Consider the following 26,975-nt stretch of genomic DNA (forward strand, 5'->3'; position numbering starts at 1 on the left):
GTGCTCCCATCAAGACCGGGTCTCGCCGGACGCGTCCACGACGAGCAGCCCGTCGTCCAGCCGGTCACCGGTGGCGAACCGGCTGAAGTGGAAGGGCCGCAACCGCCGGTCCAGCACGCCGGTGTTCAGATAGTCGGCGATCAGCCGGCCGGTGCCGACCGACACCATGTAGCCCTCCCCGCCCCACCCGCAGTCCAGGAAGAACCCCGGGCGCTCGTCGGTCTCCCCCACCAGACCGGCCCCGTCGGCGGTCATGTCGATCAGCCCGGCCCAGGCGCGCAGGATGTTCACCCCGCGCAGCGCGGGGAACAGGCGGGCGATGACGGCCGCCGACTGGCGAAGGGCCGCGTAGCTCGTCGTCAGCCTGGGGACGCGCATGTGGCCGGTGGGCTCGGCGCCACCGACGAACTCCCCCCGGGACGTCTGCATGATGTACGCCTGATCCTCGATCACGGAGACGATCGGGTCGAGATAGGCCTTGTAGGGCTCGGTGACGAACATCTCCAGCGCCAGCTTGCGGATCGGGAGCGTGACACCGGCCATCGCCGCCACCTCCGCCGAGCCGGATCCCGCGCAGTTGACGACGATGTCCGCGGCGACCGTCCCCCGGTTCGTGACGATCCGGTTCACCCTGCCCCCGGCCACCTGCATGCCGGTCACCGCCGTCTCGGTGTGCACGGCGACGCCGAGCCTGCCGGCCGCGCGCGCGTAGCCCCACACGAGCGCGTCGTGCCGGGAGACACCGGCCGTGGGATCGTGGACGGCGCCGAGCATCCCGCCGGTCTCCAACTGCGGGACCGCCTTGGCGAGCTCGTCCGGCGTGACGAACCGGGTGGGAATGCCGATCGAGTTCTGCATCGCCACGGCGTCGCGGGCGACGGAGATCGAACGCTCGTCGCGGACGCACAGGTAGGAGCCGCGTTCGGTCAGCATCACGTTGTAGTCCAGTTCCACCGAGATCTGGCTCCAGATCTGGCGGCAGTACCACACCAGTTCCGCCCATGCCCGCTGCTGCCAGGAGCTGCGGATCAGCGCGAGGTTGCGCCCGCTCGCGCCCGCGCCGAGATAGGACCGCTCGAACACGGCGATGTTCTTCCGCCCGGACTTCGCCAGGTTGTAGGCCAGCGAGAGGCCGTGCACACCGCCGCCGACGATCGCGATCTCGCAGTCGCGCGGCGGCTGCGCGGCCGGGAGGACCCTAGGAGGCATCGGGGCCTCCCAGACCGGCCAGCAGGCCCAGCCGGATCGGGTGTGCCGGGGGCCGCAGGGTCGGGCGGCGCAGCGACTCCGGGTCGGTCCCCGTCTTTTCCGCCAGCAGTTCGAGGATGGTGTCCATGCAGGACTTTCCCTGGCAGGGGCCCATGAAGCCGGCGGTGTAGCGCTTGAGCGTCTCGGCGTCGGTGAAGCCCTCCGCGATCGCGCGGTCGAGGTCGTGCTCGGTGACGTCCAGGCACAGGCAGAGCACGGTCTTGTCAGCCATGGCTTCCTCTCGCACCGTTCGCGCTGCGCAGCGCGGCAAGGTCGGTCATGGCACCGGCGATCAGCTCTGTGTCACCGGCGAGCCGTCCGGCCGCCCACGCTCCGGCCGCCGCGCCCTCGGCGAAGGCTGTGGCCGGGTCGATCGTCCCGGCGACCGCGCCGACCCCTTGCAGCAGCGGCAGCGGGGCCTGCTCCCAACCCACGGGGTCGATGCGGGTCGCGCGCTGCCCTTGCACCACGGCGTCCCCGGCGCTGGTCGCGCTGTAGCGCAGCTCGTCGGCGCGCTGCCGGCCGCCGCTCATCCCGACCACGTCGCACTTGATCGTCCGCCGGGTACCGGCGTGTTCCACGACCACGCCGGTGATGCGGCGCCGTCCGCGGACCCGGCTGACCCGCGCTCCGGTCAGCACCTCGACCCCCGGCGGCGGTTTCAGGGACGGGCCCGGCCCGTCCCGGCGGCCGTCCACGATGGCCTGGACGCGGAGCCCGGCCCGGTCGAGCTCGGCGGCCAGGCGGTACGCGGTGTCGTCGGCCGTCACGAGCACGGCCCGCGCGCCGACGAGGACGCCCTCCTCAAGGACGAGCCGGTGCAGGCCGCCGGTCAGCAGCACGCCCGGCCGGTCGTTGCCGGGAAAGGCCACGGCCCGCTCGTACGCGCCGGTGGCCAGCACGCTCGCCTTGGCCGTCACCTCGACCACCCGATCGCCCCGGTCGATCACGTACTGCTCACCGAAACCGGCGACCACCGTCGCCGGTGCGAGCACCGTCACGTTCTCGGCGTCGCGGACGAGTTCGAGGGCCTGGCGCAGCCGCTCGCCCGCGGTGCCGTCCGCCAGCGCGGGAGCGGCCGAGCCGCCGAGCCGCGCCCGCCTTCCGGCGAGGACGACCCGCAGCCCCGCCCGCGCGGCCGTCGCCGCCGCCGCGATGCCCGCGGGACCGGCGCCGACCACGAGCAGATCGGCGCGCAGGCGCTCGGCCTCGGGGACGTCGAAGGGGGCCGGGACCTCGGTCTCCGCGGCGAGCTTGCGCAGCCGGCCCTCCCACAGCCGCCAGGCCAGATTCTGCCGCTTGAACCAGCGGTACTGGAAGCCGACCGGGAAGAACCTGCCGATGAGGCCGAGCGACCTGTAGACGTCGACGCGTCTGCCCGTGCCGCCTTCGGTCTCTACGCGCATGCCCGGACGCGCGGGGACGAGGCACGAGCGGACGTGCGGCACCCCGTCCACCCGTACCAGGCAGTTCGGACAGTGGCCGTGTGCGCAGTAGACGCCGCGGGGACGCCGGTATTTGGGGCTCCGGCTCAGCACTTCCCTGCCGCCCGCCAGCAAAGCGCCCGCTACCGACTGGCCCTGCCGGGCGTTCATCTTCTTGCCGTTGAAGGAGAACTCGATGTCGTCGGCCATGCTCATCGCCTCGCCGCCCGCCGCTCGGCGCGCAGGGACCGCGTGGCGGCCGCGTCGACGTCACCGGCGGCGTCCAGGACCACCCCGTACGATTCCGCTGCCTTCGCCACGCTCAGCAGACCGGCGACGACGTCGGCGCTGACGCGTTCGACCGGGCGGTCGAGCGCGTCACCGTATCCGCCGCCGCCGGACAGGCGGGTGCTGATGAGGTCGCCGTGGTCGAGCTGGTAGGTGCCCTTGGAGGCCAGCGGCACCGGCTCCGCGTCCCCGGCGACGCGAATCGTCCGGCCGGTGGCGCCGGGCTCGCCGCCGAGTATCCCCGGTGGCGCGAACCGCTGGCGGTCGGTGAGATTCGCGAACGTCATGTGCTCACCCAGCATCCTGACGTCCTTGCGGATCCCATGGCCACCGCGGTGAAGGCCCGCTCCGGCCGAGTCGGGGATCAGTTCGAGCCGCTCGACGCGCACCGGATAGGAGTTCTCGTTGACCTCCACCGGGATGCCGTCGATGTTGAACGCGCTCGGGGTGGCCTCCATGCCGTCGGAGTTCGGCCGGCCGCCGAACCCTCCGATGACGATGTCGTAGTGCACGAACCGGCGGCCGGTCCGCGGGTCCGTGCCGCCGAGGTTCGGGTTCGCCCAGTGCGAGCTGGGCGCGATGACCCGGTCGGGCAGCACCTCGGAGAACGCCTGCATCAGCACGTCGACGAAGCGCTGCTGCATGATCGCCCGCGCGCCGGACCCGACCGGCGGCTGGGCGTTCACCACCGATCCGGGCTCGGCCACGAAGGTGATCGGGCGCAGGCAGCCGCCGTTCTGCGGCACGGTCGCGCCGCTGGTGATGCATTTGACGGTGTAGTAACAGAACGCGCGGACGTAGGTCAGCACGGCGTTGATGCCGGACCGGGTCTGCGGGCTCGACCCGGTGAAGTCGATGGTCACCGAGTCCCCGTCCACGGTGACGGCGACCTCGATGCGCAGCGGGTCGGTTCCCGGGCCGTAGTCGTCGAAGTGGTCGACCGCGCGATAGGTGCCGTCCGGCATCTCGCCGATCGCGGCGCGCATCGCCGCCTCGGACCGGTCCAGGATCTCGTCGCACGCCTCGTCGTAGCGGCTCATCCCGTACTTGCCGATCAGCTGCGCGAGCCGCTGCTCCACGATCCGGTTGCAGTTGCGCATCGCCATCAGGTCGCCGAGCAGCTTGTCCGGGATCCGGACGTTCGCCTCGATGATCCGCAGGATCTCCTGGTTCGGCTCGCCCTCGCTCCACACCCGTGTCGGCCACAGGCGCAGGCCCTCCTGGAACTGGTCATTGATCCCTTCGACCTGCTGCGACCCGGGCGCGGCGCCGCCGACGTCGATCATGTGCGTGCAGTTCACGGCGTAGCCGACGAGCGCGCCGTCGAGGAAGCACGGGCTGAGCATGAAGAAGTCGGGCAGGTGCCCGGATCCCATCCACGGGTCGTTCAGGATGAGGCAGTCGCCGGGCCGGAGCTCTTCGGCCTCGTAGTAGCGCAGGAAGTTCGTGACCGCGGACGGCATGGACCCGAGGTGGCCGGGGCTGAAGTCGCCCTGGACGATCATCCGGCCGCGCCGGTCGAACAGCCCGACCGAGAAGTCGCGGCCCTCGCGGACCGCCTCCGAGTACGCGGTGCGCCGCAGCACGACACCCGCGTCGTTGGTCAGCGCGACCAGGCCGCGCCAGACCACGCCGAGCGTGAGCGGATCCATGCTCAGCCCCTTCCGTTGGTGCTCGGGACGGCCGCGTCGACGGCGTCGGGGGCGTCAGTGTGCTGGTCGATCGTGGCCAGCACGTTGCGGTGGTCGTCCACAGTGGCCGCGTCACCGGGGAGCAGGAGAATCGCGCACTGGCCGTCCTCGATGACCGCGGGGCCCTCGACCCGCGTGCCGGTGGACAGCTCGTCCCGCCGGTGCACCGCGCAATCCACGTAGCCGGACAGTTCGGGGAAGTAGACGCGCCGGGTCTCCGCCGCGCCCGGCCTTCCGGTGGCGGTGTTGCGCGGAAGGTCGAACGCGGTGGGCTCGGCGCTTCCGACGACCGTGATCGACGTGACCTGGGCCCTCGCGCCCGGATAGTGGTAGCCGTACATCGCGGCGTAGTCCGCCTCGAAGCGCTCCCGCAAGGCGGCGGCCAGCTCGTCCCCGGTGTCGCGCGGGACCTCGACCTCGATCACGTGGCCTTGGCCGACGTACTGCATGTCCGCCTTGTAGACGGCGGAGCGCCGGGCGCCCGGCGTCACGTTGTCGAGCAACTGGTTCACGGCGGCGTCCAGCTCGGCCAGCTCCGACCTGAGCCGGACGGCCATTCCCTCATCGTCCACGAGTGACACGAAGGTTCGGGTCAGGTCGACCCGGGGCGCGGCCTGGAGCAACCCCACGGCGGAGGCGATGCCCGCCGCCGCCGGGAAGATCACCTCACCGATGCCCAGGTTGCGGGCCAGCCGCGTGGCGTGCGTCGGGCCGGCGCCGCCGAAGGCCACGAGGGTGAGGTCCCGGGGGTCGCGGCCTCGCTCGATGGACACCGCGCGGATCGCGTGCTCCATGTTGGACGTGACAGCCTCGTGGACGCCCCAGGCGGCATCACCGGGATCGAGATCGAGCGGGGTGCCGATCTGGGCGCCGATCGCCGCGCGCGCGCCGCCGACGTCCAGGCTCATCCTGCCGCCGAGGAAGTAGTCCGGGTTGAGGTACCCGAGGACGACGTTGGCGTCGGTGACGGTCGCCCGCGTGCCGCCGTTCCCGTAGCAGACCGGGCCGGGCTCGGCGCCCGCGCTCTCCGGCCCCACCTCGACGATTCCGAGCCCGACGCGCGCGATGCTGCCGCCACCGGCGCCGATCTCGATGAGGTCGACCGACGGGGTCACCACGGGCAGCCCGGTGCCCACCCGCATCAGGGTCTGGTCGACGTCGAAGACCCGCTCCATCGTCGGTTCGCCTCCCTCGACCAGGCAGGCCTTCGCGGTGGTGCCGCCCATGTCGAAGGCGACGAGGTCACCGCGCCCGTACTGGCGCCCGATCCAGGCGGCCATCGACACCCCGGCCGCCGGGCCCGACTCAAGGGCGCGGATCGGCAGACCGGCCGCCTCGGCGGGCGTCGTCAGCCCCCCGTTGCCCTGGTTGACGAGGAACTGGCCGGTGAAACCGCGCTCGGCCAGCGCCCGCTGCAAGGAATCGAGGTAATGCTCGAAGGCGGGCCGGATATAGGCGTTGACCACGGTCGTGCTGGTGCGCTCGTACTCGCCGATGATCGGCGCGACTTCGTGCGAGAGCGACACCGACACCCCGGGGAGCAGTTGCGAGACGAGCTTGCCGACGCGCGTCTCGTTGTCGCCGGCCGCGTAGGAATGCAGCAGCGACACCGCGACCGCCTCGATCCCGGTGCCGCGCAGCCCGTCGAGGGAGGCGCGCAGTTCGTTCTCGTCCAGTTCGCGGACGACGGCCCCGTCATGGGCGAGGCGCTCGCGCACCGGCACCACGTGATGCCGGGGGACGAGCGGCTCGTGCTTGTCGAACCACAGGTCGTAGGTGCTGTACCGGGCCGGCCGCTGCATGATCAGCAGATCGCGGAACCCCTCGGTCACGAGCAGTGCCGTCCTCGCGCCCTTGCGCTCGATGACGGTGTTCGCGCCGATCGTCGTTCCGTGCACCGCCTGGCCGACCTCGTCCATCGAGACACCGACCTGTCTGAGCAGGTCGTCGATGCCCGCGAGGGCGCCGACCGACGGGTCCGATCCCGTGGAGAGCCGTTTCCAGACGTGCAACGCGCCGGTCTCGCCGTCATGGAGCGCGAAGTCCGTGAACGTGCCGCCGATGTCGAAACCGATGCGGTACCGCGACACCGATCGCCACCTCCCTACCAGGCTATATTCTGCATATTATAATATAATCTAGGCGCTGTGAAAACCCTTGGGGTGCCGCGCCGCTCGGTCTCTCAGCCGGGCTTGGTCAGCCCGGGCTCGGTCAGCCCGGGCTCGGTCAGCTCCGCGACCACCCAGCGTGCGGCGGCCTCGGGGGCGCGGCGCCCCTCGTCCACGGCGGCGAGCGCCGCCCGGCCCTCGTCGCGGTCCCGCAGCACCCGTTCGGCCCGGGCCCGCAGCTCGTCCAGCGCGAGGCGCACGACCTCGCGTTCGGTCGCGTCCCGGCGGCCTGCACTGCTCTGTTCATCGTCGGCGCGCCGTCGCGGGCGCCCGGCGAGGACGTCGGCCAGCTCGGCGACCCCGTCCCCGGTCAGGGCGTTGGTGCGCACGATGGGCACGGGCCGGGCGCGCAGCGCCGCGGTGCGCTTGAGCTCCCGGACGAGCTGGTCCGCCCCCGGATGGTCGGCCTTGTTGACCACCAGGACGTCCGGGATCTCCATCATCCCGGCCTTGATCGCCTGGAGGGTGTCGCCGGCGCCGGGCATGAGCACGACCACGGTGGTGTCCGCCTGACCGGCGATGTCCACCTCGGCCTGCCCGATCCCGACGGTCTCGATCAGCACGTGCGGGTAGCCCGCGGCGTCGGCCAGCAGCGCCGCCGGACGGACCGCCGCGGCGAGACCGCCGACGCTGCCCCGGCTGGCCAGCGAGCGGATGAACACGGCGTCGTCGAGGAAATGGTCCACCATGCGGATCCGGTCGCCCAGCAGCGCGCCACCGGTGAACGGGGATGTCGGGTCGACCGAGAGCACGGCGACCCGTTCGTCCCGGGTCCGGAGCTCGCCCACGAGCGCGCCGACGAGCGTGGACTTGCCCGCTCCGGGCGGGCCGGTGACGCCGGTGATCGCGGCCTTGCCGGTGTGCGCGCGCACGCGGGCGACCAGCTCGCCGCCTGCCGGGTCACCGCGCTCGACCAGGGAGATCGCGCGTGCCAGCGCGCGGGTCTCACCGGCGAGCAATCTGCGCAGCAGCGTCATGGCCGCCGCGCCTCGTCCCTACCGTCAATGTCCCTACCGTCAATGTCCATACCGTCAATGCCGTCGAGGAACGCCGCCACGCGGATCGGATCGTAGGGCAGCTCGTGCGGCGTGGCGCCCAGGATGTCGCCCAGGGCGGCGCCGACCGTGGCGGCCGGGATGATGACCGGTGGCTCACCGATGCCCTTGGCTCCCCTCGGGCCGCTCGGCCCCGGATGCCCTTCCACGAACACCGTCTCGATCTCCCGGGGGACGTCGGCGATCGTCGGCATCCGGTAGTCGACGAGGTCGGCGTTGCGGACGGCACCGTCCGCGCCGACGTCGAGCACCTCGCTCAGCGCGTAACCCAGACCCTGCACGACGCCTCCCTCCACCTGACCACGGGCGCCGTCGGGATTGAGCACCGTCCCGATCTCGTGCACGGCGAGGTAGCGCACGACCTCGATCCGGCCGGTCTCCGTGTCCAGCTCGATCTCAGCGGCATGGCAGTGAAAAGTGGCCTCGTTGAACACGTCGAAGCGCAGGTTCTCCAGGCTCGAGCCCTCCAGCACGGGTCGCTCGGCACGGAACCGCCCGGTGGCGGCGACCGGGCCGGTGCGGTTGATCGCGCCGGACACCACGTCGGCGAGCGCGAGCGAAGCCTGCGGCACGCCGCGGACACCGACCCGCCCGCCCGCGAGCACGAGATCCGCCGGCGCGACCTCCAGCCGTTCCGCCGCCTCCGCGCGCAACCGCTCCGCGACCGCGTCCGCCGCCATCACCGCCGCGTTGCCGACGCCGTAGAGGGTGCGGCTGCCCTTGGAACCCGAGTCGTACAGGCCGTCGCCGGTACCGCCCGAGCGCACGGTGACCGTTTCGAACGGCACGCCGAGCACGTCCGCGACAAGGGCGGCCACCCCGACGACGACGGCTCCGGTGCCGATCTCGGTTCCGCCGGTCGCCACGGTCACGGTGCCGTCCTCGTTCATGGTGACCGTCGCGCTCGACGGCGCGCCGGAGGTCAGCCACCACGCGCACGCGAGGCCGTAGCCTCGGTGACGTCCCGGGCCGACCCGCGGCGCGTCCCGGCGCCACGTCTCCAGCCGCTGCGCGGCGATGTCGAGGCACTCGCCCATGGCGACGTCGGGCACGAGCTCCCCGGACGGTCCGCGATCGCCCGAGCGCAGCAGGTTGCGCCGCCGGATCGCCACCGGGTCGAGCCCGACGACGGTGGCGATCTCGTCCATGTGCGTTTCGACGGCGTGCACCATCTGCGGCCCGGACGGCCCGCGGAAGGACCCGGTGGGGCAGGTGTTCGTGGCCACCGGGACGGCGGCGAGATCGACGGCGTCCACCCGGTAGGGCCCGGCGCCCTGCAGCGCGGCGATCGAGGCGATCATCGGGGTGTCGAAGGCGTAGGCGCCGGAGTCGAGGTAGACCATCGCGCGGCGTGCGAGGATCCGGCCCGAGTGGTCGACGGCGCTGGTCAGCTCGACGATGGAGTTCTCCCGCGGGTTGCCCGCCCGCATGTCCTCCGCGCGGGAGCTGACGACCCGCACCGGCCGGTCCGTCGCGAGGCAGGTGACCGCCGCGAGCGCGGCGAGCCCGAGATGGAGTTTCCCGCCGAACCCGCCGCCGAGCGCGGGCACCCGCACGGTGATCTTCGACATCGGCAGGGCCAGGAGCGCCGCGAGCCCCTGGCGGACGACGTAAGGCGCCTGCGAGGCGGTGGTCACCGCGATCCCACCGGCGCCGTCCGGTTCGGCGAGGGTCACCCGTGGTTCGAGGTAGCCCTGGTGCACCCGATGCGACTCGGTGCGCGTGGTCACGACGAACGGCGCGTCCCGCAGGCACGCGTCGACGTCACCGCGGCGGATCCGCGCGGCCTCGTGGCGGTTGGGCCGTCCCTCGTGCACCTGCCAGCCGTCCTCGCGCAACGCGTCGGCCAGCGTCACCGCCGCCGGCGACGGGTCGAGAGTCAGTTCCACGAGCGCCGCCGCCCGCTCCGCCTCGGCCTTGGTCTCGGCCGCGACGAGCGCGACCGGTTCACCGGCGAACCGCACGACATCACGGGCCAGGACCGGCTGGTCGTGCACCACCGTGCCCCACCGCCGGTCCGGCAGGTCCTCGGCGGTCAGGACCCGCACCACACCGGCGGCCTTCACCGCACGGCCGGTGTCGACGCGCAGCAGGCGCGCCGAGGCGACCGGCGAGCGGACGACCGCGCAGTACAGCAGGCCGTCGGGGCGGAAGTCCTCGGTGTAGCGCGCGCGGCCGCCGGCCTTGGCGGCCGCGTCGGGCCGGTGCAGGGACGAACCGAGCAGCGACGAAACGAGCGGCGTCGAACCCTGCGAGGTCATGCCGGCTCCCGCTCGGCGGCGACCCGCCGCGCCGCGGACTCGACGGCCCGCACGATCGGCAGATAGCCCGTGCAGCGGCACAGGTTCCCGCTCAACGCGGTCTCGATCTCGGCGCGGTCGGGTGCGGGATTCGACTCGATCAGGCTGGTCGCCATGACGAGGATGCCCATCGTGCAGAACCCGCACTGGACGGCGCCCGCCTCGGCGAGTTCCTCGGCGAGCACCCGTCCCGCGCCGTCCCGCGACACCCGCTCCACCGTCTCGACCTCGCTCGCGGCGCACTCGACCGCGTAGACGAGGCAGGAGTTGACCGGACGGCCGTCCAGCAGCACGGTGCACGCGCCGCAGTCGCCGGTGCCGCAGCCGAGCTTGGTTCCGGTGAGCCGGAGGTCCTCGCGCAGCACGTCGATCAGCAACCGGTCACCGGCCCGGTCGACCCGATATTCCGCTCCGTTGCACCGGATGCGGGTCACGCCGTCAGAGTCCCAGACGCCAGGCAACGCGCTCCCCTGTTCTCCTCGTGGCACGGCGGTCGCTCGTAGTATCGAACAGTCTATAAAGTATAATTTGGGAGCGTAAGCCTCATGTCGCGCCAAAGTCAATGCGCGCCGGTGCGGCCCCGGGACCGCCCGGCTACTGCCTGTTGTTCGGAAAGCCCGTCGCGAAGACCTCCAGAGTGCGGCGAAGGTCGTCCTGCAGGACGGCTTCGCATCGCGGACCGTCACCCGCGCGGACAGCCTCGAGTAATGACCCGTGGGTGGCCAGCGTGTCCTCCATGTTCACCTTCGGCATGCGGTACGCGACCCGCGCGTACCGCTCCGTCGCGATACGCAGGTTCATGATGCGGCGGACCAGCGACTCGCGTCCGGTCGCGCGGTAGTGCAGCTCGTGGAAACGACGATCGTTCTCATAGAAGCCGTCGATGTCGTCCGCCTTGGCCGCGCTCTCCATCTCGGCGAGCAGCGTGGCCATCTGCTCGACGCCTTCAGCGGAGATGCGCTCGGCGCCGAGACGCGCCGCGAACCCCTCGATCCCGGTCCGCATGAGGTAGAGCTCTTCGTACTCCTCGACGGTCAGCGGGGAGACCTGGGCGCCGCGGAACGGGTCGTTCTGGATGAGGCCCTCGCTCGCGAGAAGCTGGATCGCCTCCCTCGCCGGCGTCTGGCTCACCCCGAGCAGCTTGGCGACCTCCTGCGGGTTCAGCTTGGTACCGGGCGTCAGCCGCCCGCTCACGATCCCGCGCCGCAGTTCCTCCGCGACGACGTCACGAGCGGTGAGGCGCGGGCGCCGCACCTTCTCCCCCGAGGTGAGATCGGACAGGTTCATGATCGTCCCCTGCTGGGCCGGGTTGCCAGACATACAACTCTCATGCTTAGCTTCATAATTTACAGTCTATAGTCAACAGCGTGGCGGATGCCATCCGGTACCACCTGGACGGGTCATGACCGCGCCTTCGTGTCGCCGGCATCGCCGTCGTCCGGGCGCGCACCGACGACGGCGTCCGGGGCTTCCTCGTCCCGCGCGGCGCGCCCGGGTTCACCTGGCGCTCGAGGTCAACCGGGCCGCCCTCCACTCACTCGTCGTCGGCGCGACCCTCACGGGCATCGACGCGCTCCAACGACCGGCTCCTCCTGTGGGCGACCTGCGGAGTTTCCTTGACTTATGGAATATAAAATGTATTGTACTCCGACTAAAGGGCCGACCGCGGAGGTGGAGCCAGCGATGACGGACCTGCTTGTCAGCGACATCGAGGTCGGCTATCACCGGGGCCCGGCCGTTGTGCACGACCTGTCGTTGACGGTCGAATCGGGCGAGATCCTCGCCGTGGTCGGACGCAATGGAGCGGGCAAGACCACGCTTCTGCGTGCGCTGTCGGGCCTGCTTCCGTGCAGGCGGGGCAGCGTCCGGCTGAAGGGCCGGGAGGTCGCCGGTCTGCCTCCGGAACGGGTCGCCCGCAGCGGAATGGCCCACGTTCCCGCCGGTCGCCGGGTGATCCCCGGGATGACGACCCTGGACAACCTGAAACTCGGCGCGTATCAGCTCACCGGCTCGAACGCGCTGGCATCGGCACTGGACGACGTGCTCACCATGCTCCCCGCACTCGCGAACTGGGTCGGACGGCGCGCCGGCACCCTCAGCGGCGGTGAACAGCAACTGCTCGCGATCGGCAGGGCGCTGATGCCACGGCCCTCGGTGCTGCTGCTCGACGAGCCGCTCACCGGCCTGTCACCCGCCTACCAACTGGACGTACTCGAAAAGCTGACCGAGATAGCGAAACGCGGCACCGCGATTCTGCTCGTGGAACAGAACGTCCGCAGAAGCCTGCGCGTTGCCGACCGGGGGATGGTGCTCGACGAGGGACGCTTGGTCATGACCGGAACCGCCGCCGAACTGCTGACCGAGGATCGGCTTGAAGCCGGCTACCTCGGCATCGGCGACGCGCGCAGGCCATGACCGCCGAAATTCCGGATGAGATCGGAAAAGAACAATGCGAACCAGCACGGTCACAAAGCTGATAGCCGGCGGCACCGTCACCGCACTCGCCCTCGCCGGATGCGGCCGAGCCGAGAGCGGTGGAGGCGGTCCGATCAAGGTGGGGCTGGCGGCCCCCTACTCGGGTTCATCGGCCTACTACGGTGAATGGCTCGACGACGCATGGGAGCTCGCGCTCGCGGAGTTCGGCGGCAAGGCCGGGGACCGGAAGGTCGAGCTGACCAAGGCCGACGCCAGGTGCGAGCCCTCCGCCGCGGTCGCCGCGACCCGCGAGGTCCTGTCGAAGAACCCGATCGCGGTGATCACCGTCTGCTCCGGCGACACCCGGGCGGCGATTCCCCTCACCCAGGCCAAGAAGGTGTCCATCGTCTCGGGCAGCTACGACCCGTCGCTGACCGCGGAAGGCAACAAGTACATCTTCCGGACGCTCACGCACGACGGAGTCACCAACAAGGTCTACGCGAAATGGATCCTCGGCAAGTCCGGCAAGAGCCCCAGGCTCGGCGTCCTCACCGACACGACCCCCTACGGCAAGGCCAATTACGAGACGATAAGCGCCGGATTCACCGAGGCCGGCAACGCACCGGTCGCGAAGTCGACCTACGAATACGAAGCGACCGACTACGCCGGCCAGCTGCTCGCGCTCAAACGCGCGAACGTCGGTGTGGCCTATATGGAGGGCTACGATCTCCAGGCCGCCCGGCTCGCCAAGCAGGCCGACCAACTCGGCCTGAACGCCAAGCTCTACTTCCCGACCACCGCCTCCAGCGACACCTTCCTCAAGACCGCCGGGACCCAGATCGCGAACAAGGTCGTCTACTCGACCCCGTTCCTTCCCGAATGGTCTGACACCGCACGGAAGTTCAGCAAGAAGTGGCAGGACCGCTTCGGCTACGAACCGAACGCGGACTGCGCGTCCTTCTACACCATGGCGGCCACCATGCTGACCACCCTGCGCGACGACCCCGACTCGGGAAGCTCCGCGGACGCGTTCAACACCGCCTACCGAAAGGTCAAGGTCCGGGCCCTGCCAATGGGCGACTTCGCCTTCCAGGAGAACGGCGACCCGGTCAATCCACTCGTCATCACCGGGACCTGGGAGAACGGAAAGCGCAAGCTCGTCGACATCCTTCTCCCGCAGAACGCCGGCTGACCCGTTCCTGCCCTTCCGGCGGCACTCCCTTCGAGCAGGTTTGCGATGACAATCTTCGGACAAACGATCATCAGCGCCGTCGCGACGGGGGCGGTCTACGCCCTCATCGCGATCGGGTTCTCGCTGATCTACCGGACGACCAAGCTGGTCAACTTCGCGCACGGCAGTATCGCGCTACTGGCGCCGTACGTCGCCTACAGTCTCCTGCGCGCCGGCCTGCCCCTGCCCGTCGCCGCCCTCGGCGGCATCATCGCCGCGGCCGCGTTCGCCTTCCTGATGGAACGGGTGGTCCTCACGCCACTGCGCGCCCGGCACATCAGCGTGCCGATCCTGGCCACGGTCGCCACCGCGATCGTGATCGAAGGCATGATCAATCTCGTCTGGGGAAGCCAGCCGCTCTACCTCGAGAGCTTCGCCTCCACCGATCCGTGGCAGGTCGCCGGGCTGTCGATCACCCCGTACCAGGTCGTCATCATCGGGATCACCGGAGCGGTCGTGCTGCCGCTGCTCTGGCTCGTCGCGGCGACCAAAGTGGGCAGGGCGATGCGCGGCTGTGCGCAGGACCCCGAGGTGGTGACCCTGTTCGGGGTCAGCCCGTCCCGGATGTACCTGCTGTCGTTCGTACTGGGCGGGATACTGGCCGGCCTCGCCGGAACACTCATCGCGCCGGTCACCGGACTCACCCCCACGGGCGGTCTCCAGCTCAGCACGATCGGGTTCACCGCCGCCGTTCTCGGTGGCCTCGGCAGCCTGCCCGGCGCACTCGCCGGCGGATTCCTGATCGCGGTGATGATCAGCCTGACACAGGTCTACCTCAGCGCCGGGTACGGCCTCGGCGTCGCCTATCTCATCATGGCCCTCGTCCTCCTGGTCCGGGTGCGCGGGCTTCTCGGCGACGACATCGAGGCGGTGCGCCAGGTATGAGCTCGATGGATCGCCCGGTCTCCTACCGTCGCCGGCATCGGCGCGTCGAGCCGGTCCGGCCGGCGCTGAGCCCCCTTGGCTTCGCCGCGACGGCGGCCGTCTTCCTGGTCGCGGTGAGCGGCACGGCCGAGACCACGCTGGTGACGATCTCGCTGGCCTGCGTCTACGCGATCGCGGCGCTCGGCCTCACGGTGGTGTTCGGGCTCGCCGGGATGCTGTCGCTGGCGCAGGCCGCGGTGATGGCGGTCGGCGGCTACACCGTCGCGCTGATCGCCGGGGACGAGCTGGGCCCGCTGCCGACGCTGCTGCTGGCCATCGTGGCGGGCGCGGCCGTCTCCGGGCTGAGCGGCGTCATCGGGACGCGGGCCAAGTCGCACTACTTCGTCCTGGCGACGCTCGCGCTGGCCGAGGGCGTGCGCCTGCTGGTCGTCAACGAGAGCTCGGTGACCGGCGGTTCAAACGGTCATCCCGTCGCCGCGACCTCCCTCCTCGGCCTGCGGCTGGTCGACCCCTACCTGTTCATCCAGCTGGCCATCCCGGTCGTCGCCGTGTGCGCCTACTTGGTGCACTGCTTGCGGAAGTCCCGGTTCGGCCTTTCGCTGAAGGCGGCGGCGAGCGACGAATACATGGCCAAGGCCGCCGGTGTCGCCATCAACCGCGCCCGGATCCTCGCCACGGTCGTCTCCGGGGCCTTCGCCGGTCTCGCCGGTGCGCTGATGGCCATGCTGAACGGCTACATCGGCCCGCAGGACTTCGGGCTCGGCGCCGCCGTCCTGCTGCTGTTGATCGTGGTGTTCGGCGGGGCCTCGTCGAGCATCGGAACGGTCGTCGCGGCACTGGTGCTCACCTACGCATCGCACGGCATGCTCGATCTCGCCGAGGCGAGCGGCCTGGTGTACGGGCTGGCCACGCTGCTGTTGCTGTTGCTGCTGCCCGGTGGCGTCGCGGGTGTGGGCAGAGCCGCGGCCCGCCGGATCGGCGGCCTGCGGAACGCGCGTGAGGAGTCGTAGTGCTGGAGCTCACCGACATCAACGTCCGCTTCGGCGGGGCCCACGTGCTCAGAGACGTGTCGGTCGCGGTCGCCGGCGGCCAGATCCACGGGCTGATCGGGCCGAACGGATCCGGCAAGACCACGCTGCTGAACGCGATCAGCGGATTCGTCCCCTGCACCGGGACGATCACACTGGACGGCGGGCGGCTGAACCGGCTTGCCGCCCACCGGAGGACGAACAAGGGACTCGGACGCACGTTCCAGAATCCGAAGGCGCCCGAGGACATGACCGTCGCCGATCTGCTGAGGCTGGGCGAACACGGGGTGAAAACGCTGCCGTGGCACACGGTCGCGTTCCGGCCGTGGAAAGCCGCACAGGAGCAGCGGCAGTTCAATGAACGGTGCGAGCACATGCTCACGTCGCTCGGGCTCGACCCCGGGCTGCTGGAGCGGGAGCTCGGCACCATCGCGAGCGGCGACCTGAAGATGATCGACATCGCGCGGGCGCTGATGGCGCGCCCCCGGCTGCTCGCCCTGGACGAACCGACGTCGGGCATGAACGACGAGGAGATCGACATCCTGCTCGCCCGGCTGGAGCGGCTGCGCGAATCCGGGCTGACCGTGCTGATCGTCGAGCACAATGTCCGGGTCGTGACGGACATCTGCGACCGCGTCACCGTGCTCAGCCTCGGCGCGATCCTGGCCGAAGGGCCGCCGGGGGAGATCATGCGCCGATCGGACGTCATCGACGCCTATCTCGGCGAGGAGGACGACGGTGAACCACCGGCCACGCCCGAAATGCCACCAGCGGAAACCGGGCATGACACCCCGGATTCCGCGTTCCGCGCCTAGGACCGCCCATGCCGTCAGTCGATATCTCCGACCTTTCCCGAGCGAATATCTACAAGCTACTGGTGGGCAGCGTGATTCCTCGTCCGATCGCGTGGGTGTCCTGCGCCGCGGCGGACGGAACGCGCAACATCGCGCCATTCAGCTTTTTCAACGTGGTGTCCTCCTTTCCTCCGATGCTCGCTGTCTCGATAGATAAGACCAAGACGAGCGGCCAAGAGCAGAAGGACACGTTGCGGTACATCACCGAGACCGAGGAATTCGTCGTCAACATCGCCACCGTCGACCTGCTCGAACCGCTGGTCACCTCATCCTTGGAGTTCCCAAGCGCCGTGGACGAGTTCGAAGTCACCGGCCTGACTCCGGCGCCGAGCGTCACCGTCACGCCGCCCCGCATCCTCGAGGCGCCGGTGAGCTTCGAATGCACGCTGCACACGGTCGTGGACCTCGGAGAGAGCATGCTGGTCATCGGGAAAGCACTGCACGCCCATTTCCATCCCGACTTGCTCGACGAGAACTTCTCCATGCGCGTCGAGCGGCTGCGGCCGGTGGGCCGGATGCCCGGACCGACATTCTGCACCGAGTTGAACCGGGTGAGCCGCGCTCCGTCCCCGCCGAAGTGCGGGCAGGACGAATTCCCGGTGCCACCGTGGGCCACGGCGGAAACCCGGCCGCGATGACGCCCCCGGTTCAGCCCGCGAACGCCGGGGGGCCATTGCCCGCCCATGGGCGGGCCCGCTCGACCTGGGCCGCCAGGCGGACTACCACGTCCTCACGCCCGTACCCACGGCCAGCATCCGCTCCGCGGTGTTGATCCCCTGGGCGAGGTCTCGAGGATCGGGCTCTCGCCCACCGAGAGCGTCGACCACGTGCCGATGCAGCAGTGCGCCCGCAAGGCTTCCGGCGAAGTCGGACCACTCCGGATCGTCCATGTCCAGTCCGTCGAGCGCCTGTTCGGCGTATCGGACGCTGGTCGCTAGATCGTCGAGACCGCCCTCGGCCGGAAAGTAGACCAGCCGACAGTCGCCGAGCCTGGACAACAGGTCTCGCCGTTGCGAATCGCTCACGCCGGGAGTGGCGAGAGCGCGTTCGCACACCTCGACGGTGCACTTGCCGAACCTACGTCCGCTCAGGTCAAGCAGCATGTTCATACTCGGCGTGGAGCGGGGACGCTGGTTCCAGATCAGCGTGCGGTCTAGGAGCTCACGGCGGCAAGTCTGCACCCACCGCTCCATCAACGCGTTCATCTTCGGTATCACCTCTTTGGAGACGCTGCTGCCGGCGGTCAAAGGGGCTGGGTCTGCCGTCGAAGTGGAGCGAACGGCGGCTCATCGACGGAATCCCGTGGAGGGTGCGGGCCCGCGGCAGGAAATGACCACCTGGAGGTGGGTGTGGACTCTACGATCGCCCGGGCGGGCCAGCGCGCCGCCGGTGCCTGCGGGCGGCCGTCAGGGGGCCACGCGGCGGGTCGGGTCGTCCCCGCACGCGGCCGGAGCCGACCCGGCAGGACCGGGCTGGGCCGGCCCGGCCGGGCCGGTAGGTGTGGTCTGTCAGTGAGTTGCCGATGGGGTGTGTGTTTTCCTTGATGTGTTCAGGTGGCTGAGGCGTAGATGAGGCTTACTAGGCCGTCGGGCAACTGCTCGACCTTTTGGAGGTCCAGGCCGTGGCGCTGCTGCGTCCCCGAGAAGAGGGACGTTCCCTTCCCGGCGATGACCGGGTAGACGATGAGCCGGAGTTCGTCCACCAGTCCGGCGTCGATCAGGGTGGCGGTGGTCTGAGCGCCGCCCATCAGGTAGATGTCTTTGCCGGGCTTTTCCTTGAGCGCGGCGATCTCGTCGATGCCGCGCAGGAACGACGTGTTCGGCCACTGCGCCGACTCCATGGTGCTCGACAGCACGTAGTGCGGGGTACGCGCGGCGAAGCGCGCCCACTCCAGTTCACCCGGCGTGGGCGGCTTGCCGGTGATCCAGTGGTCTCCCTCGGGCTCGTTCTGGATCGCGGTCCAGTACGACTCGTAGCCCGTGTACATTTTTGCGCCGAGCACGCACGCGTCCACCTGGGCGGTCAGGTCGTAGTCTTCGGACCAGGCCGCCACCCAGTCCGCGTTGCCGTCCGGGCCTTCCGTCTTGCCGTCGATGGATATCTTCATCGCCGCGATGAGTTTGCGCATGCCACGCCTCCTGGCGTTCGTTGGTAGGTCACCCCACCGACGTACGGGCACCGGAGAAATCGACAGCCCACCGGAGAAACTTCAGCCGGCAGTTGCAGGTCACCGCAGGCGGCGCAGAACACGGTGCCGCAGTGATGCCCACCAGGACTTCCCGGCGGGGCGCCGGGGGCCTCTGTCCGGCAGGTCGGCGGTGTGTTCCCCGGCCCCGGTCGCGGGCTCGGTGATGGGGGGCTGGGCGGCCGTTTCCGGTGCCGGGCGGTTGCCGGACGAGGGACGCCGGGGAGTGAAGGTGACGGGAAGCCCGGCGAGGCGGCGGGTCATCCAGGCCGTGTCCCAGCGGAGCTCGTCCTCGGGCACGGCGAGGTTCAGATCGGGCAGGCGCGTGAGCAGGGTGTCGATCCCCGTCTCGACGATGGCCCGGCTGATCTCCTGGCCGGGGCACTCGTGCGAGCCGCCGCCGAAGGCGAGGTGGGAGCGGTTGCCGAACAGGGGGGCGAGCACATCGGGCCGGACGGCGGGGTCCCTGTTGCCGGCGGCCAGGCCGAGCAGGAGCATGTCCCCCGCCTTGATCTTCTGTCCGCCCAGCTCCGTGTCGGCGATGGCCCACCGTCCGGGGACGACCCTGAACGGCGGCTCGTCCCACAGGATCTGCTCCACGGCGTCGGACAGCGTCATGTGGCCGCCCGCCAGGGAGGCGCGGAAACGGGGATCGGTGAGCACCATCCGCACCGTGCTCGCGAGCAGGCTGACCGTGGTCTCGTTCGAGATGATGAGGGTGGGCCGCAGGTTCTGCATCACCTCCGCGTCGCTGAGACCGACGGAGTGGCCCAGCAACCAGGAAATGATGTCGTTGCCGGGGGCGGACCGCTTGGCCGTCACGGCCTGGGTCAGCACCGAGACGATCTGCTTGTTGCTCTCGACCGCCGTCTTCGCGCCGGTCACGATGTCCTCTGTGGCCTTGACCAGGAGCGGACCTGCCCCGTCCGGCATGCCGAGGAGCCGCACCATGACGAAGATGGGCAGGTGCTGGGCGAACTGGAGGACCAGATCGGCCTCTCCCTTGGCGCAGAACCCGTCGATCAGGTCGTCGGCGATCCGGGTGACGTGACGGCGGATGCCGCGGCGGTTCAGACGGCCCAGGCTGTCGTTGAAGGCGGCCCGCAGCCTGCGGTGCTCGTCGCCGTCGGTGAACCGGACGGTGGGGCTCCACTGGGTCGTCGGCAGCAACGGCGAGTCGGCGGGGACCCTGTCCTCCTTGAACAGGGTCCAGATCCGGGAGTCCCGGCTGAAGCGGGTGGTCGTACGGGCGACTTCCAGATTCTCCCGGTGGCCCAGGACCAGCCAGGCCGGGAGATCGCCGTCCAGCAGGACCGGCGCCACGGGCCCGTGCTTTGCCCGAAGCCGCTCGTAGGTGGGCATGGGGTCCGCCACGACCTCGGGAGAGAACAGGTTCACGAGGCCGGTTTCTCCGTGGGCCGCATGCGCCGGGCACTGGGGTGGCGGGACGGCGGCGTCGGCGTTCAGCTCTGAGGCGGTGTGGGGGTCCGGGGTCACTGGTTCGCTCCTAGGTCACGGTGCTGAGCGTGTACAGGTAGCGCATCAGCGCCATCAGGGTGTCGCGGCTGGATGCCCGGTCACGGGCGTCGCACTCGACGATGGGGACGGACTCGGGCAGGTCCAGGGCCGCGCGGATCTCGTCCACCGGGTGGGGCGACGAGTCGGGGAAGCGGTTGATGGCCACGATGAACCGCATATCGAGTTCCTCAAGCCGGCCCAGGACGTCGAAGCTGGCTTCCAGCCGCCGGGTGTCGATCAGGACCACGGCCCCGAGCGCGCCCTCGAACAGCCCTTTCCACAAGAACCAGAAACGCTCCTGCCCAGGTGTGCCGAACAGGTAGAGCACCAGTTCCTTGTTCAGGGTGATCCGGCCGAAGTCCATCGCGACGGTGGTCACGGTCTTGTTCTCGACGCCGACGGTGTCGTCCACGCCGACACCGGCCTGGGTCATGGTCTCCTCGGTGGTCAGCGGCCGGATCTCGCTCACCGCCTCGACCAGGGTCGTCTTCCCGACCCCGAAACCCCCGACGATCACGACCTTGACCGCCGCCGAGGTCGACGCGGGCAGGGCGTCCCGCTTCGCCGGCCCGGCCCGGGTGTCAGATGCTGGAAAGCCCATCCATCACCGCCTCCAAAAGTGCGACGTCGGGGTGGGTCGTGGCCCGTACGGGGGCCCGAGCCTCCACGTGTCCGCCGTCCACCAGGTCCCCGACGAGCACGGTGACCGTGCTGGCCGGCAGGGACAGGTGGGCGGAGATCTCGGCTATCGACAGTGGATTGGTACAGATATCGAGAATGGCCGCGTGTTCCGGATGCATGCCCGGCCCTGGACCGCTTCGCGACACGATCAATGTGACGAGATCGAACAGGGCGTGCTCGGCGGCCGGGCGGGTACGGCCGGCCGTGACCACGTAGAGCCGTTCCGGGCTGCCCTTGGCCCAGTCTTGCCAGGCTTTCCCGTCGGGTCCGCTCATATGGGCTCGTCCGACCGTGGCGCGCTGCTCAGATGCTCCCCGATACGGGCCACCAGATCTCGCATGCGCTGCCCCATCAGCCCTGAGTCGACCCCCTCGTCGGCGAGCACCGCCAGGTAGGCGCCCTGACCCGCCGCCATCAGGTAGAAGAAGCCGCCGTCAAGCTCGATCACCACGAGGCGCATCCGGCCCTCGCCGTGCGGGAACTCAAGGGCGATCGCCGCGGCCAGGCTCTGCAGCCCGGCGCACGCCGCCGCGACGCGGTCGGCGGTGTCCGTGCCGCCGTCCGGCTCCTTCACCGCGCCCAGTTCCGCGATGCTCAGCCCGTCGGACGACAGCACGACGACGTGGCGTGTCTGAGGAACGCTGGTCGCCAGGTCCTTGAGGAGCCAGTCCAGGTTCAGCCGCTGCTGTGTCATGCGCTCATTCGTCCTTGCCCAGTGACGTGTCACTCTTCGGACTCTCGGCGTCTCCCGCGGAGGAGTTTCCGGAGATGCCGTCCTGGAACGCGGCCAGCCACATTCCGGGTTCCACCGGCGCCGCCGCGGATCCCTCCGGCGGCGTCGCAGGCTGCTCGGACCGCCGGGGCGCCCGGGCGGGAGGCGTGCCGGTGGGCTGGGCGCCCGCGGGCGCCGGGGCCCTGCGCCTGCTCTGGCGCTGGGGCAGGCCGTTGGCGTTGCGCGAGAACTCGCCGGCCTGCGCGTCCATGCCGACGGCCTTGCTCGGGCCGGTGAGGCCCGCCGCGCCCGACCGCGGTGGCGGCAGGGTCGCGGCGCGTGCGATCCGGCCGCCGGAATCGGGGGCCACGGTGATCAGTTCCTTCGGGACGGTCAGCACCGCGCGGACACCCCCGTAGACGGAGGGACGAAGGGCGACCGTGAAGCCGTTCATCCGCGCGAGCCGCCCGACGACGGCCAGGCCGAGCCGCGGTGTCTCACCGAGGTCGTCCAGGTCCAGGTTCGCCGACGCCGGCGCCTGGGCCTGCGCGAGCGCCTCCTCGGCCCGGGCGCGGGCCTCCTCGGTCAGGCCGATCCCGGCGTCCTCGATCTCGACCGCCACACCGGACTGGACCTCGATCGCGGTCAGGTACACGCGGGTCTGCGGCGGCGAGTAGCGGGTCGCGTTGTCCAGGAGTTCGGCGAGCGCGTGGATCAGCGGCTCCACCGCCGCCCCGACGATCGCGAACTCGGCCACCGAGTGCAGGTCGACGCGCTTGTAGTCGGTGATGCGCGACATGGCTCCCCGGCACACGTTGAACAGCGGCACATTCTGGAGCCACTGGCGTCCCGGCCGCGCTCCGCCCAGAACGGCGATGCTGTCGGCGAGCCGGCCGATCAGCGCGGTGCCGTGGTCCACGTGGAGCAGGTCGCCGAAGACGTCGGGGTTCCCGCCGTGCTTGTCCTGCATCTCCCGCAGGTCGGCGGCCTGCTGGTGGACGATCGCCTGCACGCGGCGGGCGATGTTCACGAAGGCGCGCTGGGCGGAGTCGCGAAGGCTCTCCTGAGCCTCCACGGCGTCGATCACCGAACTCAGCACCGCCTCGTGGGCGGCTCCCAGCTCCCGGCTGAACCGGGGGTCGTGGCTCAGCCCGCTCAGCGCCTCCCCCGCGAGCGCACCCTTCTGGAGGCGTTCCATCGCCGCGGGCAGCAGCTCCGTGGCCAGCAGGAGGCTCTCCTTCTCCTGAGCGGCCAGCCGTCTCTGCAGGGCCGCCTCCTTGGCCGCGTGGTCGCGGCGAACTCGGGAGACCGCGCGTTCCCTGCGGATCTCCGCCGAGAGGACGAGGCAGGAGGCCGCCACGCAGCAGACCGCGCCGATCGCCTGCGCATCGCCCGCCAGCGGCCACACCGCGACCGCGCCCACGAGGAGCACGAGTACAGGAGACAGCCAGAGGGAAGTGGTGGAAGGCCAGCTTCCTGGCGATGAACCGGATCGTGCCATTGACACATCCTCAGTCGCTGTGGAAGAAAATAACGCCCTGAATAGGACATAGAGGCGCAAATGCTTACATAAGCATTTCGCAAGCGCCATTCCCCGGGGGCTCCCATGACGCCTGTAATCGGGCATGGATCCTATCTGCGAGCAGAACACTACGCAAGCGATCGTATCCCTTCAATGGCGGGCGGTCTGCGGCGTTTTGTGGTGGTAATTGACTCGACCACCTGCATTAGGCGATCGATCACGTGCCGTCCACCCGAATATCATGCGGCCGCCACCATTTGATCAACGCGCCGGCGGGCGGGTCGGCGGCCGCGGGCGGGTCGGCGACGCCGACGAAGATCACGAGTGTTCGGACTTGCGTTCGATGAGGCGACGCGCGACCGATTCGGTCGGCGTTTAATTGGATAAAGGGAAGTCTTCGCACCGGGTCCCAGTGGTATTAGGACATGCTTGAACGTTCGTCAGCAGAAGATCCTTCACCTCGGCCGGGCCCGCCGGCTTGCGCGGTGCCTGACCGACGGACTGGGCGGCTGCTGGGGCCGTTCTGTGCAGCGGTCACCGTGATGAGCAGGGGAAACTCTGGCCGGTCGGGACGCGGGGGGCTGAAGCGCGGTTCAGGGTGGTGGGGCGCCCGGGTCCGCATCCCGGACGCCTGAGTTCCGTCCGACCACAGGGGATGCTGACGAGACTGCTCAGGGATGTCACCAGCCGGATATAGGCGGGTTTAAAGTGCTACGACAGCATGTGACAGCACCAAGCCCGAAGTGCCTGATTTAACCCTTCTGGTGGGATTCGATCGGTGCACGTTCGTGCGGTCCCGCGTCCTTGCCGTGCTGGCGGCGGCCATGCTGAAAGGTCGGGAACATGGGCAAGACTGTGCTGGTCGTGGGTGGCGGCCCCGCCGGCAGCACCGCAGCGGCGCTGCTCGCCCGGGCGGGATTGCGGGTCCGCCTCTTCGAGCGCGAGGCCTTCCCCCGTTATCACATCGGAGAATCGCTCGCCCCGTCGTGCCGTGCGGTTCTGGAACTGTCCGGGGCCGGGCCCGCGGTCGCCGATCACGGATTCCAGATCAAACGCGGCGGCCTGTTCCGGTGGGGCGCCGAGGACTGGGGCGTGGACTGGTCCGGCAACTTCGGCACGCAGGTCTATTCGTGGCAGGTGGACCGCGGCGAATTCGACCGGCTGCTGCTGGACAACGCCCGAGCTCAGGGAGTCGAGGTCATCGAGGGGGCGCACGTCCGGCAGGTGCTGTTCGACGGGCCGCGGCCGACGGGACTCGTCTGGACGCGCCAGGGCGACAACCAGCAGATGACCGCCCAGGGCGACTTCCTGGTCGACGCCTCCGGCAGGGCCGGGCTGCTGTCGACCCGGTACCACCGGGACCGCACACCGCACGAGGTGTTCCGCAACGTGGCGATCTGGGGGTATTGGCAGGGCGGTGAGACCCTGCCTGGATCGCCGGAGGGCGGGCTCAACGCCATCTCCTCCCCGGACGGCTGGTACTGGGTGATCCCGCTGGCCGGCAAGCGGCTCAGCGTGGGATTCGTAACCCACCGGGACATCTTCCAGACGCGCAGGCGCGACTACCCGACGCTTGAGGAACTGCTGCTGGCCTTCGTCCGGGAGTCGGACACGGTCAGCAAGCTCGTGTCCATGGGACGGTTTCAGGCACCGGCCAGGGTCGAGCAGGACTACTCCTACGTCGCGGACCGCTTCTGCGGGCCAGGACATGTCGTCCTGGGGGACGCGGCATGCTTCCTTGATCCCCTGCTGTCCACCGGTACGCACCTGGCGATGTTCAGCGCCCTGATGGGAGCGGCCGCGGTCACCGCGACGCTGGACGGCACGGTGCCGGAGGACGAGGCCCTCGGCTTCTTCGACCATTCCTACCGGCGGGCCTACGACCGCTTCCTGCGGCTGGTGTCGCTGATGTACCAGCAGTATCGGGGCAAGGAGACCTACTTCTGGCAGGCCCAGCGGCTGGTCAAGGACGGCGAGAGATACCACGCGCCGGTCGGCGCGTTCGCACGGATCATCTCCGGGCTCAGCGATCTGCAGGACACCGGCTACACCCCGGGCTGGGCGGGGCCGGACAACGTCGCCGCGGCACCGGACCCGGCCCCACCGGACCCGGCGGCACCGGGCCCAGCGGCACAGAACCCGGCGGCGCAGGACCCGGCGGCGCAGGGGCATGACGCGGGCGCCGCCGTGCGGTCCATCTTCGATCCGGCCACGGGGCTGCGCCTGGTGACGGACCCGCGGCTCGGGCTGGCTCGCACCGATCCGGCATGAGCCTCCTCGACATGGCCTTGATCCCGCTCGACATGGCCTCGATCCCGTCGCCTCCCGCGCGTCGTCCAGACGGGACGGGCGCCCGAATCGGCGTCCTCCCCCGGATCCAAGCTCGTCCGAAACCGTGACACGTCCAGGAGGGCGCCATGGCAACGACCGACTTCGATGTGGCGATCATCGGCGGGGGGCCCGCGGGCTCGACCACCGCCTCGTACCTGGCCAAGGCCGGGCTGTCCTGCACGGTGCTGGAAAGCGCGGAGTTCCCCCGGCCGCACGTCGGGGAGTCGCTGGTGCCGGCCACCACCCCGGTGCTGGACGAGATCGGCGCGCTGCCCGCCGTGGACACGGCCGGATTCCCCCGCAAGTACGGGGCCGCCTGGACCTCGGCGGTCTCCCAGGACGTGCCGACCCTGGATTTCGACCTGCCGCACGGGTTCCGTGAGGCGAGCACCCGGTTCAGCGAACGCGACCAGCCGGGCGTCCATCAGGACTACACCTACCACGTGGACCGCGGCGCTTTCGATCTGCTGCTCCTCGAACACGCGGCCTCGCTCGGCGCGAAGGTCCACCAGCGAGCGCGGGTGCGCGGCGTCGACCTGTCCGGGACGAGCAAGAGGCTGAAGGTCGCCATGGGCGGCGGCCGCGACGTCGACCTCACGGCCCGCGTGGTCGTCGACGCGAGCGGCCGCGACACGTTCCTGGGCAACAGGCTCCGGCTCAAGGTCCCGGACCCGGTCTTCAACCAGTACGCCATCCACACCTGGTTCGACGGGCTGGACCGGACCGCGGTGGCCGTCACCAAGGACAAGGCCACGTTCATCTTCATCCACTTCCTTCCGCTGATCGACACCTGGGTGTGGCAGATCCCGATCACCGAGACGATCACCAGTGTGGGCGTGGTCACCCAGAAGTCCCGGTTCGCGGCCTCGCGTTCCGACCGGGAGGCGTTCTTCTGGGAATGCGTGGGCAGCCGGCCCGAACTCCTCGAAGCGCTGAAGGGCGCCGAGCGGGTCCGCCCGTTCCGCCATGAGGGCGACTACAGCTACGGGGTGCGGCAGATCTGCGGCGACGGCTGGGTCGCCGTCGGCGACGCGGCGCGGTTCGTCGATCCGATCTTCTCCAGCGGCGTCAGCGTCGCCCTCAACGGCGCCCGGCTGGCCGCTCAGGACATCATCGCGGCGGCGGAGACGGGAGGCTTCACCAAGCGGAGCTTCGCGAACTACGAGACCCTGATGCGCCGCGCGATGCGCAACTGGTACGAGTTCATCTCCATCTACTACCGGCTCAACGTCCTGTACACGGCGTTCGTCCAGGACCCGCGCTACCGCCTGGACGTGATCCAGATGCTCCAGGGCTGCTTCTACGAGGAGGACGAACCCGCCGCGCTGACGAAGATGCGTGCCGTCACCCGGCAGGTCGAGGAGAACCCCCGGCATCTGTGGCACCGCCATCTCGGCAGCCTGCGCGCTCCCGCGATGGAACCCGGGTTCTGAGCGGCG

General features: G+C 70.1%; 24 protein-coding genes. 8 read left to right on the plus strand and 16 right to left on the minus strand.

What is annotated here, in order from left to right:
• Positions 1-9: 9 nt before the first annotated feature.
• From ACH34T_RS08880 to ACH34T_RS08920, 9 genes are all read right to left on the minus strand, one after another.
• Positions 10-1,209: an NAD(P)/FAD-dependent oxidoreductase gene (locus tag ACH34T_RS08880; protein WP_395991508.1), complete on the minus strand. Its 1,200-nt coding sequence runs from the start codon at positions 1,207-1,209 to the stop codon at positions 10-12.
• The gene (locus ACH34T_RS08885; RefSeq protein ID WP_395991509.1) at positions 1,199-1,480 is read right to left on the minus strand and encodes a (2Fe-2S)-binding protein; all 282 of its coding nucleotides are present in this window, start codon (positions 1,478-1,480) and stop codon (positions 1,199-1,201) included. The genes ACH34T_RS08880 and ACH34T_RS08885 overlap by 11 nt, the downstream gene beginning before the upstream one ends.
• Complete coding sequence (locus ACH34T_RS08890; protein WP_395991510.1) at positions 1,473-2,882, minus strand: (2Fe-2S)-binding protein; 1,410 nt, start codon at positions 2,880-2,882, stop codon at positions 1,473-1,475. Before ACH34T_RS08890 ends, ACH34T_RS08885 begins: the two co-directional genes overlap by 8 nt.
• A gap of 2 nt (positions 2,883-2,884) precedes the next feature.
• Entirely contained in the window at positions 2,885-4,612 is a 1,728-nt protein-coding gene (locus ACH34T_RS08895; RefSeq protein ID WP_395991511.1) for a hydantoinase B/oxoprolinase family protein, read from the minus strand.
• A gap of 2 nt (positions 4,613-4,614) precedes the next feature.
• Positions 4,615-6,741: a hydantoinase/oxoprolinase family protein gene (locus tag ACH34T_RS08900; RefSeq protein WP_395991512.1), complete on the minus strand. Its 2,127-nt coding sequence runs from the start codon at positions 6,739-6,741 to the stop codon at positions 4,615-4,617.
• A 92-nt stretch (positions 6,742-6,833) separates the two neighbouring features.
• Positions 6,834-7,796 (minus strand): methylmalonyl Co-A mutase-associated GTPase MeaB, encoded by a 963-nt coding sequence (gene meaB, locus ACH34T_RS08905; protein ID WP_395991513.1) that lies wholly within the window; start codon positions 7,794-7,796, stop codon positions 6,834-6,836.
• Positions 7,793-10,135, minus strand: a complete 2,343-nt coding sequence (locus ACH34T_RS08910) for a xanthine dehydrogenase family protein molybdopterin-binding subunit (RefSeq protein WP_395991514.1) — start codon at positions 10,133-10,135, stop codon at positions 7,793-7,795. Before ACH34T_RS08910 ends, meaB begins: the two co-directional genes overlap by 4 nt.
• Positions 10,132-10,608 (minus strand): (2Fe-2S)-binding protein, encoded by a 477-nt coding sequence (locus ACH34T_RS08915; protein ID WP_395991515.1) that lies wholly within the window; start codon positions 10,606-10,608, stop codon positions 10,132-10,134. Before ACH34T_RS08915 ends, ACH34T_RS08910 begins: the two co-directional genes overlap by 4 nt.
• A gap of 160 nt (positions 10,609-10,768) precedes the next feature.
• A complete protein-coding gene (locus ACH34T_RS08920) occupies positions 10,769-11,494 on the minus strand; it encodes a GntR family transcriptional regulator (RefSeq protein ID WP_395991516.1) in 726 nt (241 codons plus the stop codon).
• 363 nt (positions 11,495-11,857) lie between these two features.
• Here ACH34T_RS08920 and ACH34T_RS08925 point away from each other — a divergent pair, with 363 nt between their 5' ends.
• From ACH34T_RS08925 to ACH34T_RS08950, 6 genes are read left to right on the plus strand one after another with little or no spacing between them, the layout of a single operon-like run.
• Positions 11,858-12,589 (plus strand): ABC transporter ATP-binding protein, encoded by a 732-nt coding sequence (locus tag ACH34T_RS08925; protein ID WP_395991517.1) that lies wholly within the window; start codon positions 11,858-11,860, stop codon positions 12,587-12,589.
• A 34-nt stretch (positions 12,590-12,623) separates the two neighbouring features.
• Positions 12,624-13,781: a branched-chain amino acid ABC transporter substrate-binding protein gene (locus tag ACH34T_RS08930; RefSeq protein WP_395991518.1), complete on the plus strand. Its 1,158-nt coding sequence runs from the start codon at positions 12,624-12,626 to the stop codon at positions 13,779-13,781.
• 45 nt (positions 13,782-13,826) lie between these two features.
• Positions 13,827-14,705: a branched-chain amino acid ABC transporter permease gene (locus ACH34T_RS08935; protein WP_395991519.1), complete on the plus strand. Its 879-nt coding sequence runs from the start codon at positions 13,827-13,829 to the stop codon at positions 14,703-14,705.
• A complete protein-coding gene (locus tag ACH34T_RS08940) occupies positions 14,702-15,715 on the plus strand; it encodes a branched-chain amino acid ABC transporter permease (protein WP_395991520.1) in 1,014 nt (337 codons plus the stop codon). Before ACH34T_RS08935 ends, ACH34T_RS08940 begins: the two co-directional genes overlap by 4 nt.
• Positions 15,715-16,548 (plus strand): ABC transporter ATP-binding protein, encoded by an 834-nt coding sequence (locus ACH34T_RS08945; protein WP_395991521.1) that lies wholly within the window; start codon positions 15,715-15,717, stop codon positions 16,546-16,548. The genes ACH34T_RS08940 and ACH34T_RS08945 overlap by 1 nt, the downstream gene beginning before the upstream one ends.
• A gap of 8 nt (positions 16,549-16,556) precedes the next feature.
• A complete protein-coding gene (locus ACH34T_RS08950; protein WP_395991522.1) occupies positions 16,557-17,225 on the plus strand; it encodes a flavin reductase family protein in 669 nt (222 codons plus the stop codon).
• 81 nt (positions 17,226-17,306) lie between these two features.
• Here ACH34T_RS08950 and ACH34T_RS08955 read toward each other — a convergent pair whose 3' ends face one another.
• The 7 genes from ACH34T_RS08955 to ACH34T_RS08985 all read right to left on the minus strand — a co-directional run bounded on the left by ACH34T_RS08955 (position 17,307) and on the right by ACH34T_RS08985 (position 23,115).
• Entirely contained in the window at positions 17,307-17,792 is a 486-nt protein-coding gene (locus ACH34T_RS08955; RefSeq protein WP_395991523.1) for a hypothetical protein, read from the minus strand.
• Positions 17,793-18,136: 344 nt separating this feature from the next.
• On the minus strand, positions 18,137-18,715 hold the full coding sequence (locus ACH34T_RS08960; RefSeq protein WP_395991524.1) for a dihydrofolate reductase family protein: 579 nt from the start codon (positions 18,713-18,715) through the stop codon (positions 18,137-18,139).
• Between the two features lie 99 nt (positions 18,716-18,814).
• Positions 18,815-20,269 carry a cytochrome P450 gene (locus ACH34T_RS08965; protein WP_395991525.1) on the minus strand — a complete coding sequence of 485 codons (1,455 nt, stop codon included), beginning with the start codon at positions 20,267-20,269 and terminating at the stop codon, positions 18,815-18,817.
• Positions 20,270-20,279: 10 nt separating this feature from the next.
• Positions 20,280-20,891: a GTP-binding protein gene (locus ACH34T_RS08970; protein ID WP_395991526.1), complete on the minus strand. Its 612-nt coding sequence runs from the start codon at positions 20,889-20,891 to the stop codon at positions 20,280-20,282.
• Positions 20,872-21,246 (minus strand): DUF742 domain-containing protein, encoded by a 375-nt coding sequence (locus tag ACH34T_RS08975; protein ID WP_395991527.1) that lies wholly within the window; start codon positions 21,244-21,246, stop codon positions 20,872-20,874. Before ACH34T_RS08975 ends, ACH34T_RS08970 begins: the two co-directional genes overlap by 20 nt.
• Positions 21,243-21,665: a roadblock/LC7 domain-containing protein gene (locus ACH34T_RS08980; protein ID WP_395991528.1), complete on the minus strand. Its 423-nt coding sequence runs from the start codon at positions 21,663-21,665 to the stop codon at positions 21,243-21,245. The genes ACH34T_RS08975 and ACH34T_RS08980 overlap by 4 nt, the downstream gene beginning before the upstream one ends.
• A gap of 4 nt (positions 21,666-21,669) precedes the next feature.
• A complete protein-coding gene (locus ACH34T_RS08985) occupies positions 21,670-23,115 on the minus strand; it encodes an ATP-binding protein (RefSeq protein WP_395991529.1) in 1,446 nt (481 codons plus the stop codon).
• A gap of 933 nt (positions 23,116-24,048) precedes the next feature.
• Between ACH34T_RS08985 and ACH34T_RS08990 the strand changes: the two genes are divergently transcribed.
• Complete coding sequence (locus ACH34T_RS08990; RefSeq protein WP_395991530.1) at positions 24,049-25,476, plus strand: NAD(P)/FAD-dependent oxidoreductase; 1,428 nt, start codon at positions 24,049-24,051, stop codon at positions 25,474-25,476.
• A 146-nt stretch (positions 25,477-25,622) separates the two neighbouring features.
• Complete coding sequence (locus ACH34T_RS08995; RefSeq protein WP_395991531.1) at positions 25,623-26,969, plus strand: NAD(P)/FAD-dependent oxidoreductase; 1,347 nt, start codon at positions 25,623-25,625, stop codon at positions 26,967-26,969.
• Positions 26,970-26,975 lie beyond the last annotated feature (6 nt).

The sequence above is a fragment of the Actinomadura sp. 9N215 genome, assembly GCF_044326345.1.
GTDB lineage: Bacteria > Actinomycetota > Actinomycetes > Streptosporangiales > Streptosporangiaceae > Spirillospora.